Source organism: Wolbachia endosymbiont (group A) of Ischnus inquisitorius, assembly GCF_964026985.1.
Taxonomy (GTDB): Bacteria; Pseudomonadota; Alphaproteobacteria; order Rickettsiales; family Anaplasmataceae; genus Wolbachia; species Wolbachia pipientis.
Map to the genome: position 1 here is coordinate 480,823 of NZ_OZ034715.1, position 14,568 is coordinate 495,390.

At 36.5% G+C, this 14,568-nt stretch carries 13 protein-coding genes and 3 pseudogenes; 14 read left to right on the plus strand and 2 right to left on the minus strand.

Annotated features, from left to right (window positions below; genetic code table 11):
* The first annotated feature begins 26 nt into the window (after positions 1-26).
* From AAGD90_RS02545 to AAGD90_RS02595, 12 genes and pseudogenes are all read left to right on the plus strand, one after another.
* Positions 27-635, plus strand: coding sequence for an SCO family protein (locus tag AAGD90_RS02545; protein WP_341822081.1), 609 nt, complete (start codon positions 27-29; stop codon positions 633-635).
* Positions 636-665: 30 nt separating this feature from the next.
* Entirely contained in the window at positions 666-926 is a 261-nt protein-coding gene (locus tag AAGD90_RS02550) for a hypothetical protein (RefSeq protein ID WP_010962369.1), read from the plus strand.
* A 517-nt stretch (positions 927-1,443) separates the two neighbouring features.
* Positions 1,444-3,831 carry a DNA topoisomerase (ATP-hydrolyzing) subunit B gene (gene gyrB, locus AAGD90_RS02555; RefSeq protein WP_010962371.1) on the plus strand — a complete coding sequence of 796 codons (2,388 nt, stop codon included), beginning with the start codon at positions 1,444-1,446 and terminating at the stop codon, positions 3,829-3,831.
* A gap of 93 nt (positions 3,832-3,924) precedes the next feature.
* Positions 3,925-4,182, plus strand: a complete 258-nt coding sequence (locus AAGD90_RS02560) for a hypothetical protein (protein ID WP_010962372.1) — start codon at positions 3,925-3,927, stop codon at positions 4,180-4,182.
* Between the two features lie 337 nt (positions 4,183-4,519).
* Positions 4,520-4,783, plus strand: coding sequence for a transposase (locus tag AAGD90_RS02565; protein WP_010082386.1), 264 nt, complete (start codon positions 4,520-4,522; stop codon positions 4,781-4,783).
* A gap of 177 nt (positions 4,784-4,960) precedes the next feature.
* Positions 4,961-5,086 (plus strand): IS3 family transposase, encoded by a 126-nt coding sequence (locus AAGD90_RS07175; protein WP_410529989.1) that lies wholly within the window; start codon positions 4,961-4,963, stop codon positions 5,084-5,086.
* A 34-nt stretch (positions 5,087-5,120) separates the two neighbouring features.
* Positions 5,121-5,980 (plus strand): IS630 family transposase gene (locus AAGD90_RS02570; RefSeq protein ID WP_156518142.1). Its coding sequence is split into 2 segments (ribosomal slippage): positions 5,121-5,445 and positions 5,445-5,980, totalling 861 coding nucleotides; the frame shifts between segments, so codons are not numbered across the junction.
* 90 nt (positions 5,981-6,070) lie between these two features.
* Positions 6,071-6,903, plus strand: a pseudogene (locus AAGD90_RS02575) (IS5 family transposase).
* Between the two features lie 86 nt (positions 6,904-6,989).
* A pseudogene (locus AAGD90_RS02580) lies at positions 6,990-7,822 on the plus strand (IS5 family transposase).
* Entirely contained in the window at positions 7,819-9,417 is a 1,599-nt protein-coding gene (locus AAGD90_RS02585) for a tetratricopeptide repeat protein (protein WP_341822082.1), read from the plus strand. The pseudogene AAGD90_RS02580 and the gene AAGD90_RS02585 overlap by 4 nt, the downstream one beginning before the upstream one ends.
* A gap of 27 nt (positions 9,418-9,444) precedes the next feature.
* Positions 9,445-10,277, plus strand: a pseudogene (locus tag AAGD90_RS02590) (IS5 family transposase).
* A gap of 86 nt (positions 10,278-10,363) precedes the next feature.
* Positions 10,364-11,196 (plus strand): IS5-like element ISWpi1 family transposase gene (locus tag AAGD90_RS02595; protein WP_341821642.1). Its coding sequence is split into 2 segments (ribosomal slippage): positions 10,364-10,733 and positions 10,733-11,196, totalling 834 coding nucleotides; the frame shifts between segments, so codons are not numbered across the junction.
* A 55-nt stretch (positions 11,197-11,251) separates the two neighbouring features.
* On the opposite strand, the gene AAGD90_RS02600 is transcribed toward AAGD90_RS02595, so the two are convergent.
* Positions 11,252-12,111 (minus strand): IS630 family transposase gene (locus AAGD90_RS02600; RefSeq protein ID WP_156518142.1). Its coding sequence is split into 2 segments (ribosomal slippage): positions 11,252-11,787 and positions 11,787-12,111, totalling 861 coding nucleotides; the frame shifts between segments, so codons are not numbered across the junction.
* A gap of 67 nt (positions 12,112-12,178) precedes the next feature.
* Here AAGD90_RS02600 and AAGD90_RS02605 point away from each other — a divergent pair.
* Together AAGD90_RS02605 and AAGD90_RS02610 are read left to right on the plus strand one after the other, a co-directional pair.
* Complete coding sequence (locus tag AAGD90_RS02605; protein WP_341822083.1) at positions 12,179-12,751, plus strand: tetratricopeptide repeat protein; 573 nt, start codon at positions 12,179-12,181, stop codon at positions 12,749-12,751.
* 92 nt (positions 12,752-12,843) lie between these two features.
* Positions 12,844-13,188: a tetratricopeptide repeat protein gene (locus AAGD90_RS02610; protein WP_341822084.1), complete on the plus strand. Its 345-nt coding sequence runs from the start codon at positions 12,844-12,846 to the stop codon at positions 13,186-13,188.
* Between the two features lie 38 nt (positions 13,189-13,226).
* Here AAGD90_RS02610 and odhB read toward each other — a convergent pair whose 3' ends face one another.
* A complete protein-coding gene (gene odhB, locus AAGD90_RS02615; RefSeq protein WP_341822085.1) occupies positions 13,227-14,399 on the minus strand; it encodes a 2-oxoglutarate dehydrogenase complex dihydrolipoyllysine-residue succinyltransferase in 1,173 nt (390 codons plus the stop codon).
* Positions 14,400-14,568 lie beyond the last annotated feature (169 nt).

Sequence of the window (14,568 nt, forward strand, 5' to 3'; positions counted from 1 at the left end):
AATTCAATTTTACTGAGAGCATTCTAATGGTAAGGTTTATAAGATTATTATCTAATGTGCTAGCAGCATTAGCAGTTGTTTTTTTAGGTTATTGTTATTTCACTAAAAAAGGCATATTTGCCCCAGCAGCGATTCACAACGCAGAAGTTAAGATAGGCGGAGATTTTTCTTTAATTAATCAGGACGGACAGATCTTGCGCAGTAGTGATTTTAAAGATAAATACATGATGATTTTCTTTGGGTTTTCCTCATGCAAAAGAATTTGCCCTATGAACCTTGGAATAATTTCAGAAGCACTTGCAAAGTTAGATGAGAAAACTAACAACAAGCTACAAACATTCTTCATCACAGTCGATCCTGAGCGCGATAGCACGGAAAGACTTAAAGAATTTCAGCAGCAATTTGACCACAGAATACAAATGTTAACTGGTGAAAGAGAAAAAATAGACGAAGTAATTGCAAAGTATAAAGTATATGCTAGCAAAGTTGGTGGAGAAGAAGAAATCAACCATTCTTCAATAATGTACCTTATTGGCCCCGGAGGAAAATATGTTACACACTTTGCAGCTGATTTAAATTCAGACGAAAGTCAATCTGATAAGATTTTGGCTGAGATAAGAAAATACGTAAACTGAATTATAGATTTTTCTGTTAATTAGTCGAGCATGCAACTGCATGAGCATTATGATTTGAGAGCAATCTCCATGGGAAGACACACACAACTGTACGAACGTTGTAGTTTGGGAGCAATTCCCACCAGTGGGGTGTCATCCCAGTGCCCAGACACTGGGATCCAGCTTCTATGCAACTTAATTAAAAACGTTTGTTTTAGCGTAAGACAACTACCTTTAGCTCATCAGCTCAGTTATAAGCAAAATTTCTGGATTCCAGTGGGCTTTGTTGCATCGCTACTTATGAAAGGCTAACTATAGTTAGGATTATAAGTAACCTATTGAAAATCTTGTTTTTTTGCAATCAATCTGATCAAATTTAAGAATAGTAATTTATTATTTACATTAATAAATTTAATTCTATTGAAAATAGCTAAAGCATTGAAATTCTTGAATTTTAGCCGGATTAGTGAGTGGTAGTGAAATTTCTTTTACTCAAATTTAGGTATTCACTGACCGTTCTTGTTATAAATACCAGAATAATAAGCTACTGATATTCTCCATCTTTTTTATCTTTAATCCATCATAGCTAGCGATGCAACAAAGCCATTCCAGTGTCAAGCACTGGAATGACATCATCTGTTGTGCAATTTACCTTCAAAAATGAATGTTCGTACAGTTATGGAAGACACATTGGAATGACACTATTTGCTGTCTTCAAAAATAAACATTCGTAAAGTTGTGCTTTTAATATGGGTTATCAGTTTAAAAATGTTGCTAATCAGCATATATGAATGTAATATTAATTAACATTCATAAACGAAGCAATACCATGGAAAATAGTTATAATGCCGATGCAATAAAAATCTTAAGGGGTCTTGATGCTGTAAGGAAACGTCCAGGTATGTACATTGGTGACACTGACGATGGATCTGGCTTGCACCACATGGTATATGAGGTTGTTGATAACGCAATAGATGAATCTTTAGCTGGATATTGTGATAAAATTGAAGTTAGCATAAATAAAGATGGTTCAGTATCAGTAACCGACAATGGTCGTGGCATTCCAACTGACATTCATGAAGAAGAAGGAATATCAGCAGCAGAGGTAATAATGACTCAACTCCATGCTGGTGGTAAATTTGACAGCAATACCTATAAAGTTTCTGGGGGATTACATGGTGTTGGAATCTCAGTTGTGAATGCATTATCAAGCTGGTTGGAATTAATTATTTGGCGCAATAAGAAAGAACACTTTATGCGTTTTGAAGATGGTGAGTCTATTGAACCTTTAAAGGTAGTCAACGAAAATACAAACAAAAGAGGAACTAAAGTCACGTTCATGCCATCAACAGAGACTTTTAATGGCATTAATTTCAGTTACTCAACGCTTGAAAGTCGTATAAGAGAATTAGCATTTTTAAATTCAAATATCGACATTACTTTACGTGATCTGCGCAATGAACCATATACAGAATCTCATTTCAATCAGAGCAATCAATCTAAAGACAATTTTGGTACAGCAAATTTTGTGCAGTATTTAGATAAGAATAAGACACATGTAACTAAAATTGCCAGTATGAAAGGAGATGCAGAAGATCTTGGCATCAGCTTGGAAATATCGATGGAATGGAATGATTCCTACTATGAGAATATGTTGTGTTTCACTAATAATATACGGCAACGAGATGGTGGTACGCATTTGGCAGGATTTAGATCTGCACTAACTAGATGTATCAATACCTATGCAACTAATGAAGGGTTTTTAAAGAAAGCAAAAGTAAATTTAACTGGAGAGGACGTTAGAGAAGGTTTAACTTGTGTTTTATCTCTTAAGATGCCTGATCCTAAGTTTTCTTCACAAACAAAAGATAAACTAGTTAGTTCTGAAGCACGTGCAGTTGTAGAAAGTATAGTTTCTGATAAATTGAGCACAATCCTTGAAACTGATCCCAAATTGGCAGCAAGCATAGTAGAAAGAGCAATCAGGTCAGCAAAAGGAAGAGAAGCTGCAAGAAAAGCGCGCGAGCTAGTTAAAAGCAAAAACAATATTGATATTGCAACTCTGCCAGGAAAGCTTGCTGATTGTCAGGAAAAAGCTCCTGAGTTATCGGAATTATTTATAGTAGAGGGTAATTCAGCAGGTGGTACTGCAAAGCAGGGGCGTAATCGTAAAACACAAGCAGTGCTTGCCTTAAGAGGAAAAATTCTAAACGTAGAACGTGTAAGTTTAGATCGTATTTTTTCATCTGCAGAAATAGGCTCTTTAATTACTGCAATTGGTGCTGGAATAGGGAGTGAACACTTCGATATTGAAAAAGCTAGATATCATAAAATTATCATCATGACAGATGCAGATGTTGATGGTTCACATATAAGAACTTTGATTCTAACTTTCTTTTTTAGACATATGCGTGAAGTTATTGAAAAAGGTTACTTATACATAGCACAGCCACCCCTCTATAAAGTTACAAAGAATGCCAAAGACACTTATATTAAAGATGACGAAACTTTTGAAGAGTATATAATAAACTCAGCAGTTAAAAGATTAACACTAAGTGGTACAGCTACAGAATTTAACAACTTGCGCCTTATTTTGAATAAATGCGTTAGCACTTCTAATATTAGCAAAAATTATGATAGAGAAATACCACAAAATCTCTTAGAGTCATTGCTAATTTTAAGTAAAAAGAATGCTCTATCATCGGCTGATGAGATATTAAAGTATTTGAAGTTAATGTACAGCGAATACACTTGGGAAGTGGAAATAAAAGATGAAGAAAAAGAAATTCATATCTCTAAATTGTTTCAAGGATTGGCAGACAAATATATATTTGCACTTAGTATGCTTGAAGGCAAAGATATGCAAAACATATTAAGTTTGCTTGATGGTATAAGTAATTTATTTAATGGTGATTCATTTTTAAAGTCACAAGAAACTGAAATAAGAATCACTTCTCCAAGTACGCTTGCAAAAATAATAATGGACTATGGTAAAAAAGGTTTAACTCTGCAGAGATTTAAAGGTCTTGGTGAAATGAATGCTGATCAGCTATGGGATACTACGTTAAATCCTGAGGCTAGAACTTTATTAAAGGTTGAAATAAAAGATTGTGAAGAAGCTGATTCCATATTTTCAATATTAATGGGTGATATAGTTGAACCACGCCGTGATTTTATTAATAGCAATGCACTTAATGTGCATGATGTTGATATTTGAACTTTTAGCAAAATGTACGAACGTTACGGGTTTAAGCAAAGACTGTGTCATTCAAGTAGCTGACACTGGTTCCTTTATAACGGTGTCATTCCAGTGCTTGACACTGGAATCCAGGTTGCTCACAAGCAAACTAGCATAGAAAGTGGTTACAACGTTTTCGATGAGATTGCAGAAAGGCTGGATTCCAGTGTCAAGCACTGGAATGAAAGCAGTCCTACGTCATGCCGCGATTCATTCGCGGTATCTCTAGATCCCGCTAACAAGCAGCGGGATGACGGTTGTCAGGGTGTCATCCCACTACCTTCTCCTGTCATCCCAGTGCCTCCCTCCCCTGTCATCCAAGTAGCTTGACACTTGTATCTTTATGATGTGAGGCATTAGAGCTAAAATACCTCACAGGGAGGGTGAAGCTGATGCAACGCTAATGCCATTAAGGCCGAATCCCAGATTTTGCTTCCCTCCCATAGAGTTATAGCTCTTCTCATAATAATCCCAATAAGGTAAGAATGGATTTATGGTAGAGGGGTTTGTATGCCAGCAGCGTATAGTTACGACTTAAGGAAAAAAGCAATGGAAGCATTGGATGAAGGAGAAAGTAGAGCAACTGTTGCCAAGTGACCTTACCCAGAAAAAGTGGAGAGAAAGAAAGGAGTTTTTTCGGGTAAAATAAAATTTTGGAGGATTAGAAATGGCAAGAGAATATACGGCAGAATTCAAATTGGAAGCTGTTAAACTGGCAAATGAACAAAGAAAGGCAGGTCAAACAATTACAAAAATAGCAAAGGATTTAGGAATAAAGGGTGGTTTATTAGGAAAATGGATAAAGAAACACAACGAAAAAAAGTCGGCAGCAGATGCATTTCCAGGTAGAGGTAACATGGCTCCTTACGACAAAGAGAGGTTTGATTTACAAAGAGAGTTAGCAAGAGTAACAAGGGAAAGAGACATTTAAAAAAAAGCCCTGGCCAGTCAAAAAGAGTAAAATATTTTTTTATAAAAGAGCATAGTAACTGCTATAAAGTACAGGAATTATGTAGGATTTTCTGCTAGTGGCTACTATAAGTGGACCACAAGAAAAATAAGCAGTAGAGAATCAGCAAATAAAGAGCTACTCGCAGCTATTCAAAAAATATATCAAGTTTCTAAATGTAGATATGGAGTTCCTAAAATTCATGCTGAATTGAAGGCTTTGGGTAAAAGTTGCAACTTAAAAACAGTGCAAAGTATAGCTCTTTCCACAGAAGTCCGGATATGATAAGATTAAGGATAGATGGCGATAAGGAGGTTGGATGCCGGCAGCATATAGTTATGATTTAAGAAAAAAAGCAATGGAAGCACTAGACGAAGGGGAAAGCAGAGAAGCAGTGGCAGCAAGATTTAAAATTGGACGAACTACTTTGTGGGAGTGGCAGCAAAGAAAAAAAGAAACAGGCGACTTTCAGTCAAAAAAACTCGGTAATGGAGGTTACAATCAGAAAATTATCGACTGGAATAAGTTTATCGAATTTGCTAAAAAACACGGTAGAAAAACTCTGTCGGAAATGGCTAAACTTTGGGGCAACGTTAGTATCCAAACGATCCACCGAGCTCTCAGAAAAATTGGATTTACGCGCAAAAAAAGACATATGGATACAAGGAAAGGAACGAAGAAAAACGTGCTGAATTCTTAAAAATTATAGCAACAAAAGAACCAGAAAACTTAGTGTATATAGATGAGTCTGGGATTGATAACACGGAGGACTATCCATATGGGTATTGCCAGAAAGGACAGCGATTTTATGCCCTAAAATCTGGAAAAAAAACTCAACGAATCAGCATGGTTGCAGCCTTAAGTAGAAGAAAGATAGTTGCTCCATTAACATTTGAAGGCCACTGTAATATGGATATTTTTAATGGATGGTTTGAGCAATTTTTGGCACCGATCTTAGAACCTGGACAAACTGTCATTCTTGATAATGCTACTTTTCATAAGTCTGATAAGCTTATCAAGCTCGCTAAAGGAGTCGGTGCAGAAATTTTGTATCTGCCGCCTTATTCTCCAGATTTTAACAAAATTGAGCATCATTGGTTTGCTATAAAAAACAGAGCCAGGAAAAACATTCCTCTATTCGAATCCTTTCGTCGTGCTGTTGATTCTGCCTTCCTATGACCTATTCGGACTATTATGAGAAATGCTATAAGAGGTTGTCCGGAAACAAGTAAAAGGCTATAATATCTGAAATTTTAGTACGGGGTAAAGATGAGAAAAAAGTATCCAACAGATCTAAGCGAAAGGGAATGGGCAAGAATAGAAAAACACTTCAGAGTATCATACAAGAAAGGAGGAAGGCCGCAAAAGTATAGCAAAAAAGAAATATTAGAAGCAATTTTCTATGTATTGCGTACAGGGTGTCAATGGCGGTATTTACCAAATGATTTTCCGCTATGGAAGACTGTGTATGAGCAGTTCAGGCAATGGAAGAAGCAGGGAATTTTTGAGAAAATGAATTATGAAATTACAAAATATAGTAGAAGAAAAATAGGAAGGAATGAGCAGCCGAGTGCCTGTATAGTAGATAGTCAATCTGTAAAGACTACAGAAAAGGGGGGATCAAAGGCTATGATGGAAGTAAAAAAGTAAAGGGTAGAAAAAGGCATATAATTACAGACACTCAGGGTTTTATACTAGGTTGTTACGTAGGCGCTGCTAACGAAAATGATAGAGATGGTATTAAAATAGCATTAAACAATATGAGAACAAAATATACTAAAGTTAAAAAAATGTGGGCTGACATGGGATACCAAGGAAGAAATTTAAAGAATCACATAAAGGAAGAATATGACATAGATATTGAAATTGTTAAAAGGCCTCCATGTAGATTTTGGGCGCACAAAGATACGCCACCTGAGCTACTACCAACAAGAGAACAAGGGTTTAAAGTACAGCCAAGAAGATGGGTTGTAGAAAGGACTTTTGCTTGGGTTAATAGGAATAGAAGGCTATCGAAGGAGTATGATTTACTCACAACATCCACTGAGAATTTCATATACCTAGCTATGAGTAGGGTTATGTTAAAGAGGGAATATGCTTGAATTTACTAGTTTCCGGACAACCTCTAAGAGGTTGTCCGGAAACAAGTAAAAGGCTATAATATCTGAAATTTTAGTACGGGGTAAAGATGAGAAAAAAGTATCCAACAGATCTAAGCGAAAGGGAATGGGCAAGAATAGAAAAACACTTCAGAGTATCATACAAGAAAGGAGGAAGGCCGCAAAAGTATAGCAAAAAAGAAATATTAGAAGCAATTTTCTATGTATTGCGTACAGGGTGTCAATGGCGGTATTTACCAAATGATTTTCCGCTATGGAAGACTGTGTATGAGCAGTTCAGGCAATGGAAGAAGCAGGGAATTTTTGAGAAAATGAATTATGAAATTACAAAATATAGTAGAAGAAAAATAGGAAGGAATGAGCAGCCGAGTGCCTGTATAGTAGATAGTCAATCTGTAAAGACTACAGAAAAGGGGGGATCAAAGGCTATGATGGAAGTAAAAAAGTAAAGGGTAGAAAAAGGCATATAATTACAGACACTCAGGGTTTTATACTAGGTTGTTACGTAGGCGCTGCTAACGAAAATGATAGAGATGGTATTAAAATAGCATTAAACAATATGAGAACAAAATATACTAAAGTTAAAAAAATGTGGGCTGACATGGGATACCAAGGAAGAAATTTAAAGAATCACATAAAGGAAGAATATGACATAGATATTGAAATTGTTAAAAGGCCTCCATGTAGATTTTGGGTGCACAAAGATACGCCACCTGAGCTACTACCAACAAGAGAACAAGGGTTTAAAGTACAGCCAAGAAGATGGGTTGTAGAAAGGACTTTTGCTTGGGTTAATAGGAATAGAAGGCTATCGAAGGAGTATGATTTACTCACAACATCCACTGAGAATTTCATATACCTAGCTATGAGTAGGGTTATGTTAAAGAGGGAATATGCTTGAATTTACTAGTTTCCCGACAACCTCTAATATCGCAACTGGTTTCTATTAGTGGGTTGGGAGGAATAGGTAAGACTGAGCTGGCCAAAAAATATATTGAAGAACACAGTAAAGATTATGACAACAATATTATATGGATAAAAGCTGAAACCCATGAAACCATGGTGCAGTCTTTTCTCAGGTTAGCTAGAGATCCTTTAGGCATTCCTACAGAAGATAGGGATATTGAATCTATTGTAAGAGACATATACGCTTTTTTCGCCAAGAGAAAAAGTCTCTTTGTTTTCGATAATGCAGAAGAATATAGAAGTGAAGGTCAAGATGCTGGTATTAGTCAATTCTTACCGTCCCACTTTTTATCATCTGATGATAATAAACCTAGTGTTTTGATTACCTCTCGTAATCAGAAATGGGGAGATATAAAATCATTAACATTGGGTGCATTTACTGAACCAGAATCAATAGACTTTATTAGAAAAGCATTAGGTATAAAAGATGGGTCACAAGAAAATGAAATAAAGAATTTGGCAGAAACATTACAGCATTTTCCTTTAGCTTTGCAGCAGGCAGTTGCATACATAAAAGAAAGGGATATAGCATTAAAGAATGTAGGCTTGAAGTTTGAAATTAGTGATTATTTAAAGAGATACAAAGAGGAAGCAGAAAAATTACTTGATTTTAAGTTTCCTAAAGACAGCGACAATAGCTACACCAAGACAACTTTTATAACCTGGAGAATTACTATTGATAAAATCAAAGATAACCCAGAGTATGGTCAGCAAGCCAAAGAAATCTTGGATATCATTGCCTATATTGCTCCTGACAACATTCCTGCAAAAATGTTTTTAGGGGTAGAACGCAATGAAGAAAAGTTAGGTGATGCTATCCAACTACTTAAGCAATATTCAATGATCAACTCAGGAGAAGAGCAAAATTTAGTCAATATTCACAGGTTAGTACAGCAAGTAATAAGGATAGAGTTAGAAAAACAAGGCAAAAACAAAGTTGTGAAAAAGACTTTTGAATTACTAAAAGAAAGCTTCCCTGACGACAGTGATAAATTAGAAGATTATGCTAAGAAGCGACAATTATTGCCGCACTTAGAAGCGTTTTTATCACATATAGATAATTGGCTAGCAAAAAATCCTTCAGAAAAACAAACAATAGAAAAGGATTATCTTGTGTATTTGTTAATATGGATGAACGATGGATACCATGACTTGGGTAATCCCAGAAGACAAAAGGAGCTGCTTGAACAGGCTTTATCTATCTTTAAGAAATATTATGGGCCTTATAATTTTCAAGTTGCTATAGCGCTGGCAAATCTAGGTATCGCTTATGGGGATCTGGGTAATCATAGGAGACAAAAGGAGCTACTTAAACAGGCTTTACCTATTCTTGAGAAACATTATGGCTCTGACCATTTCCAGGTTGCTATTATACTGACAAACCTAAGCAACGCTTATGGGGGTCTGGGTAACCCTCAGAAAGCAAAAGAGTTACTTGAACGGGCTCTAGCAATTCAAGAGGAACATTATGGGCCTGATCATTCCCAAGTTGCTGTTAGAGGTTGTCCGGAAACAAGTAAAAGGCTATAATATCTGAAATTTTAGTACGGGGTAAAGATGAGAAAAAAGTATCCAACAGATCTAAGCGAAAGGGAATGGGCAAGAATAGAAAAACACTTCAGAGTATCATACAAGAAAGGAGGAAGGCCGCAAAAGTATAGCAAAAAAGAAATATTAGAAGCAATTTTCTATGTATTGCGTACAGGGTGTCAATGGCGGTATTTACCAAATGATTTTCCGCTATGGAAGACTGTGTATGAGCAGTTCAGGCAATGGAAGAAGCAGGGAATTTTTGAGAAAATGAATTATGAAATTACAAAATATAGTAGAAGAAAAATAGGAAGGAATGAGCAGCCGAGTGCCTGTATAGTAGATAGTCAATCTGTAAAGACTACAGAAAAGGGGGGATCAAAGGCTATGATGGAAGTAAAAAAGTAAAGGGTAGAAAAAGGCATATAATTACAGACACTCAGGGTTTTATACTAGGTTGTTACGTAGGCGCTGCTAACGAAAATGATAGAGATGGTATTAAAATAGCATTAAACAATATGAGAACAAAATATACTAAAGTTAAAAAAATGTGGGCTGACATGGGATACCAAGGAAGAAATTTAAAGAATCACATAAAGGAAGAATATGACATAGATATTGAAATTGTTAAAAGGCCTCCATGTAGATTTTGGGTGCACAAAGATACGCCACCTGAGCTACTACCAACAAGAGAACAAGGGTTTAAAGTACAGCCAAGAAGATGGGTTGTAGAAAGGACTTTTGCTTGGGTTAATAGGAATAGAAGGCTATCGAAGGAGTATGATTTACTCACAACATCCACTGAGAATTTCATATACCTAGCTATGAGTAGGGTTATGTTAAAGAGGGAATATGCTTGAATTTACTAGTTTCCGGACAACCTCTTAGAGGTTGTCCGGAAACAAGTAAAAGGCTATAATATCTGAAATTTTAGTACGGGGTAAAGATGAGAAAAAAGTATCCAACAGATCTAAGCGAAAGGGAATGGGCAAGAATAGAAAAACACTTCAGAGTATCATACAAGAAAGGAGGAAGGCCGCAAAAGTATAGCAAAAAAGAAATATTAGAAGCAATTTTCTGTGTATTGCGTACAGGGTGTCAATGGCGGTATTTACCAAATGATTTTCCGCTATGGAAGACTGTGTATGAGCAGTTCAGGCAATGGAAGAAGCAGGGAATTTTTGAGAAAATGAATTATGAAATTACAAAATATAGTAGAAGAAAAATAGGAAGGAATGAGCAGCCGAGTGCCTGTATAGTAGATAGTCAATCTGTAAAGACTACAGAAAAGGGGGGATCAAAGGCTATGATGGAAGTAAAAAAGTAAAGGGTAGAAAAAGGCATATAATTACAGACACTCAGGGTTTTATACTAGGTTGTTACGTAGGCGCTGCTAACGAAAATGATAGAGATGGTATTAAAATAGCATTAAACAATATGAGAACAAAATATACTAAAGTTAAAAAAATGTGGGCTGACATGGGATACCAAGGAAGAAATTTAAAGAATCACATAAAGGAAGAATATGACATAGATATTGAAATTGTTAAAAGGCCTCCATGTAGATTTTGGGTGCACAAAGATACGCCACCTGAGCTACTACCAACAAGAGAACAAGGGTTTAAAGTACAGCCAAGAAGATGGGTTGTAGAAAGGACTTTTGCTTGGGTTAATAGGAATAGAAGGCTATCGAAGGAGTATGATTTACTCACAACATCCACTGAGAATTTCATATACCTAGCTATGAGTAGGGTTATGTTAAAGAGGGAATATGCTTGAATTTACTAGTTTCCGGACAACCTCTTATAGCATTTCTCATAATAGTCCGAATAGGTCATAGGAAGGCAGAATCAACAGCACGACGAAAGGATTCGAATAGAGGAATGTTTTTCCTGGCTCTGTTTTTTATAGCAAACCAATGATGCTCAATTTTGTTAAAATCTGGAGAATAAGGCGGCAGATACAAAATTTCTGCACCGACTCCTTTAGCGAGCTTGATAAGCTTATCAGACTTATGAAAAGTAGCATTATCAAGAATGACAGTTTGTCCAGGTTCTAAGATCGGTGCCAAAAATTGCTCAAACCATCCATTAAAAATATCCATATTACAGTGGCCTTCAAATGTTAATGGAGCAACTATCTTTCTTCTACTTAAGGCTGCAACCATGCTGATTCGTTGAGTTTTTTTTCCAGATTTTAGGGCATAAAATCGCTGTCCTTTCTGGCAATACCCATATGGATAGTCCTCCGTGTTATCAATCCCAGACTCATCTATATACACTAAGTTTTCTGGTTCTTTTGTTGCTATAATTTTTAAGAATTCAGCACGTTTTTCTTCGTTCCTTTCCTTGTATCCATATGTCTTTTTTTGCGCGTAAATCCAATTTTTCTGAGAGCTCGGTGGATCGTTTGGATACTAACGTTGCCCCAAAGTTTAGCCATTTCCGACAGAGTTTTTCTACCGTGTTTTTTAGCAAATTCGATAAACTTATTCCAGTCGATAATTTTCTGATTGTAACCTCCATTACCGAGTTTTTTTGACTGAAAGTCGCCTGTTTCTTTTTTTCTTTGCTGCCACTCCCACAAAGTAGTTCGTCCAATTTTAAATCTTGCTGCCACTGCTTCTCTGCTTTCCCCTTCGTCTAGTGCTTCCATTGCTTTTTTTCTTAAATCATAACTATATGCTGCCGGCATCCAACCTCCTTATCGCCATCTATCCTTAATCTTATCATATCCGGACTTCTGTGGAAAGAGCTATATATTGACAAACCTCGGTATCATTTATGGGAATTTAGGTAACTATGAAGAAAAAAAGGAGTTGCTTGAACGGGCTTTAGCAATTCAAGAGAAACATTATGAGCCTGATCATTCCAAAGTTGCTAGCACATTAGTAGGTCTAGGTACCTCTTATAGAGCTTTAGGTGATTCTCAGAAAGCAAAAGAGTTACTTGGACGGGCTTTAGCAATTCAAGAAAAACATTATGGCTCTGATCATTTTCAAATTGCCATTGCATTGATAAACCTCGGTATTGTTTACGGTACCTCAGGTGATCCTCAGAAACAAAGGGAGTTGCTTGAACAGGCTTTACCTATTCTTGAGAAACACTATGGCTCTGATCATTTTCAAGTTGCCATTGCACTGACAAATCTAGGTAATGCTTATGGGGATTCAGGTAATCCTAGTAGGCAAAAGGAGTTGCTTGAACAGGCTTTACCTATTCTTGAAGAATACTATGGTTCTGATCATTTTCAGGTTGCCATTGCATTGGCCAATCTAGGTGATGCCTATGGGAATTTAGGTATAGCCTTTCTTATAATAGTCCGAATGCGATAAGATATGTGTTTATGGCTATAGCAGGCCAGTAGCATATTACGGTCTGTTCGGATTATTGTAAAAAGAGCTATAATTCTCGGAAAGCAAAAGAGTTGCTTGAACGGGCTTTAGCAATTCAAGAAAAACATTATGGACCTGATCATTTCGAAGTTGCTAGAACATTAGTGAGCTTCGGTACCACTTATAGGACTTTAGGTGATCCTCAGAAAGCAAAAGAGTTGTTCGAACGGGCTTTACCTATTTTTGAGAAACATTACGGCCCTGATCACCCTGAAGTTGCCAAACTACTGGCAGACTTATGTGACGTTTATGGTGCTCTAGGTGACCACAAGAAACAAAAGGAATTGTTTGAACGGGCTTCATCCATCTTTAAGAAACATTATGGCCCTGATCATCCGGAAGTTGTGAAACTATTGGCAGAACTAGATGATATTTAGGTTTTTAGCAATACTAGACTAACAACAACTCATTTGAGCTACACTTCCAAAACTAACCTGTTTGGATCTTCTATATAATTTTTTATTTTAATGAGGAAAGTTACTGCTCCTTTGCCATCAACTATTCTGTGGTCGTAAGAGAGGGCAATGTACATCATAGGTCTAATCTCAATTGAGTTGCCCATGGCAACTGGCCTGTTTTGTATTGAATGCATTCCAAGTATTCCAGATTGCGGAGGGTTTATTATCGGAGTGGAAAGAAGTGAACCGTATACTCCACCGTTTGAGATGGTAAATGTTGCACCTTCCATTTCTGATACTTGTAATTTACCCTCACGAGCTTTTTTGCCAAGAGCAACTAAAGTCAACTCAATTTCTGCAAATGACATCTGATCGGCACCCCGAATAACTGGTACAACAAGACCTTTATCGGTGCCAACAGCAACACCTACGTCATAGTAATGTTTATATATGATTTCATCGCCTGAGATTTCAGCGTTAATTTCAGCAATTTCTTTCAATGCTTGCACCGCTGCCTTTATAAAAAACGACATAAAACCAAGTTTTATTCCATATTTTTTTTCAAAGGCGTCCTTATATTTTGCTCTTAGATCCATGACATTCTTCATGTCAATTTCATTGAACGTGGTCAGTATTGCAGCAGTATTTTGCGACGCCTTCAAACGAGCGGCAATTACTTGCCTTATTTTGCTCATTTTTACTCGTTCCTCTCTTTGCTCTCCATTTACTACACTTTTTGGCAATTCATATTGTTTTATTGCAGGCTGTTCAGCTTTGTTCATGTGGCCTATCACATCTGCTTTTGTTATTCTATCTCCCATGCCAGTTCCTTTGACGCTTTCTGCACTGATTGCATTTTCTTCCATAATTTTACGAGCTGATGGAGCATCTTTTTTAGCAGAACTTTCGCTTTTATCTTCTTTTTTTGCTTCCTCTTTTACTTCTCCCATGGAAAGCTTCGCTAACAATTGATCAGGGCTTATTACATCATCTTCCTTTACAAGAAATTCAGTTATTTGCCCTGAAGCTTCTGCAGTTAATTCGAGTGCTGTTTTGTCAGTTTCAATTTCAAAGATCAAGTCATCTACTTTTACTGCTTCTCCAATACCCTTCTTTATTTTTACTATACCTTCTGTAACTGATTCACCACCAAGAGTTTTTGGTGCTCTGATTTCTATAATTTTGCTCATAAAACAACTTCCGTATAAAACTTTCTATAGATTTATACATGAAAAGAGACATGTAATAAACTAATAAATTCATTGAGGCTCTTATCATTTAGAAGTGACAAACGGATAACATATTCCCAAATGTCATTCCAGCACGTGACGCTAGGCCATAAAAATTCCTTGACAAGCT

Coding starts and splice junctions, on each gene's coding strand:
- gyrB (WP_010962371.1), top strand. CDS start 1,444: ATGGAAAATAGTTATAATGCCGATGCAATAAAAATCTTAAGGGGTCTT.
- odhB (WP_341822085.1), bottom strand. CDS start 14,399: ATGAGCAAAATTATAGAAATCAGAGCACCAAAAACTCTTGGTGGTGAA.
- AAGD90_RS02565 (WP_010082386.1), top strand. CDS start 4,520: ATGGCAAGAGAATATACGGCAGAATTCAAATTGGAAGCTGTTAAACTG.
- AAGD90_RS02550 (WP_010962369.1), top strand. CDS start 666: ATGCAACTGCATGAGCATTATGATTTGAGAGCAATCTCCATGGGAAGA.
- AAGD90_RS02545 (WP_341822081.1), top strand. CDS start 27: ATGGTAAGGTTTATAAGATTATTATCTAATGTGCTAGCAGCATTAGCA.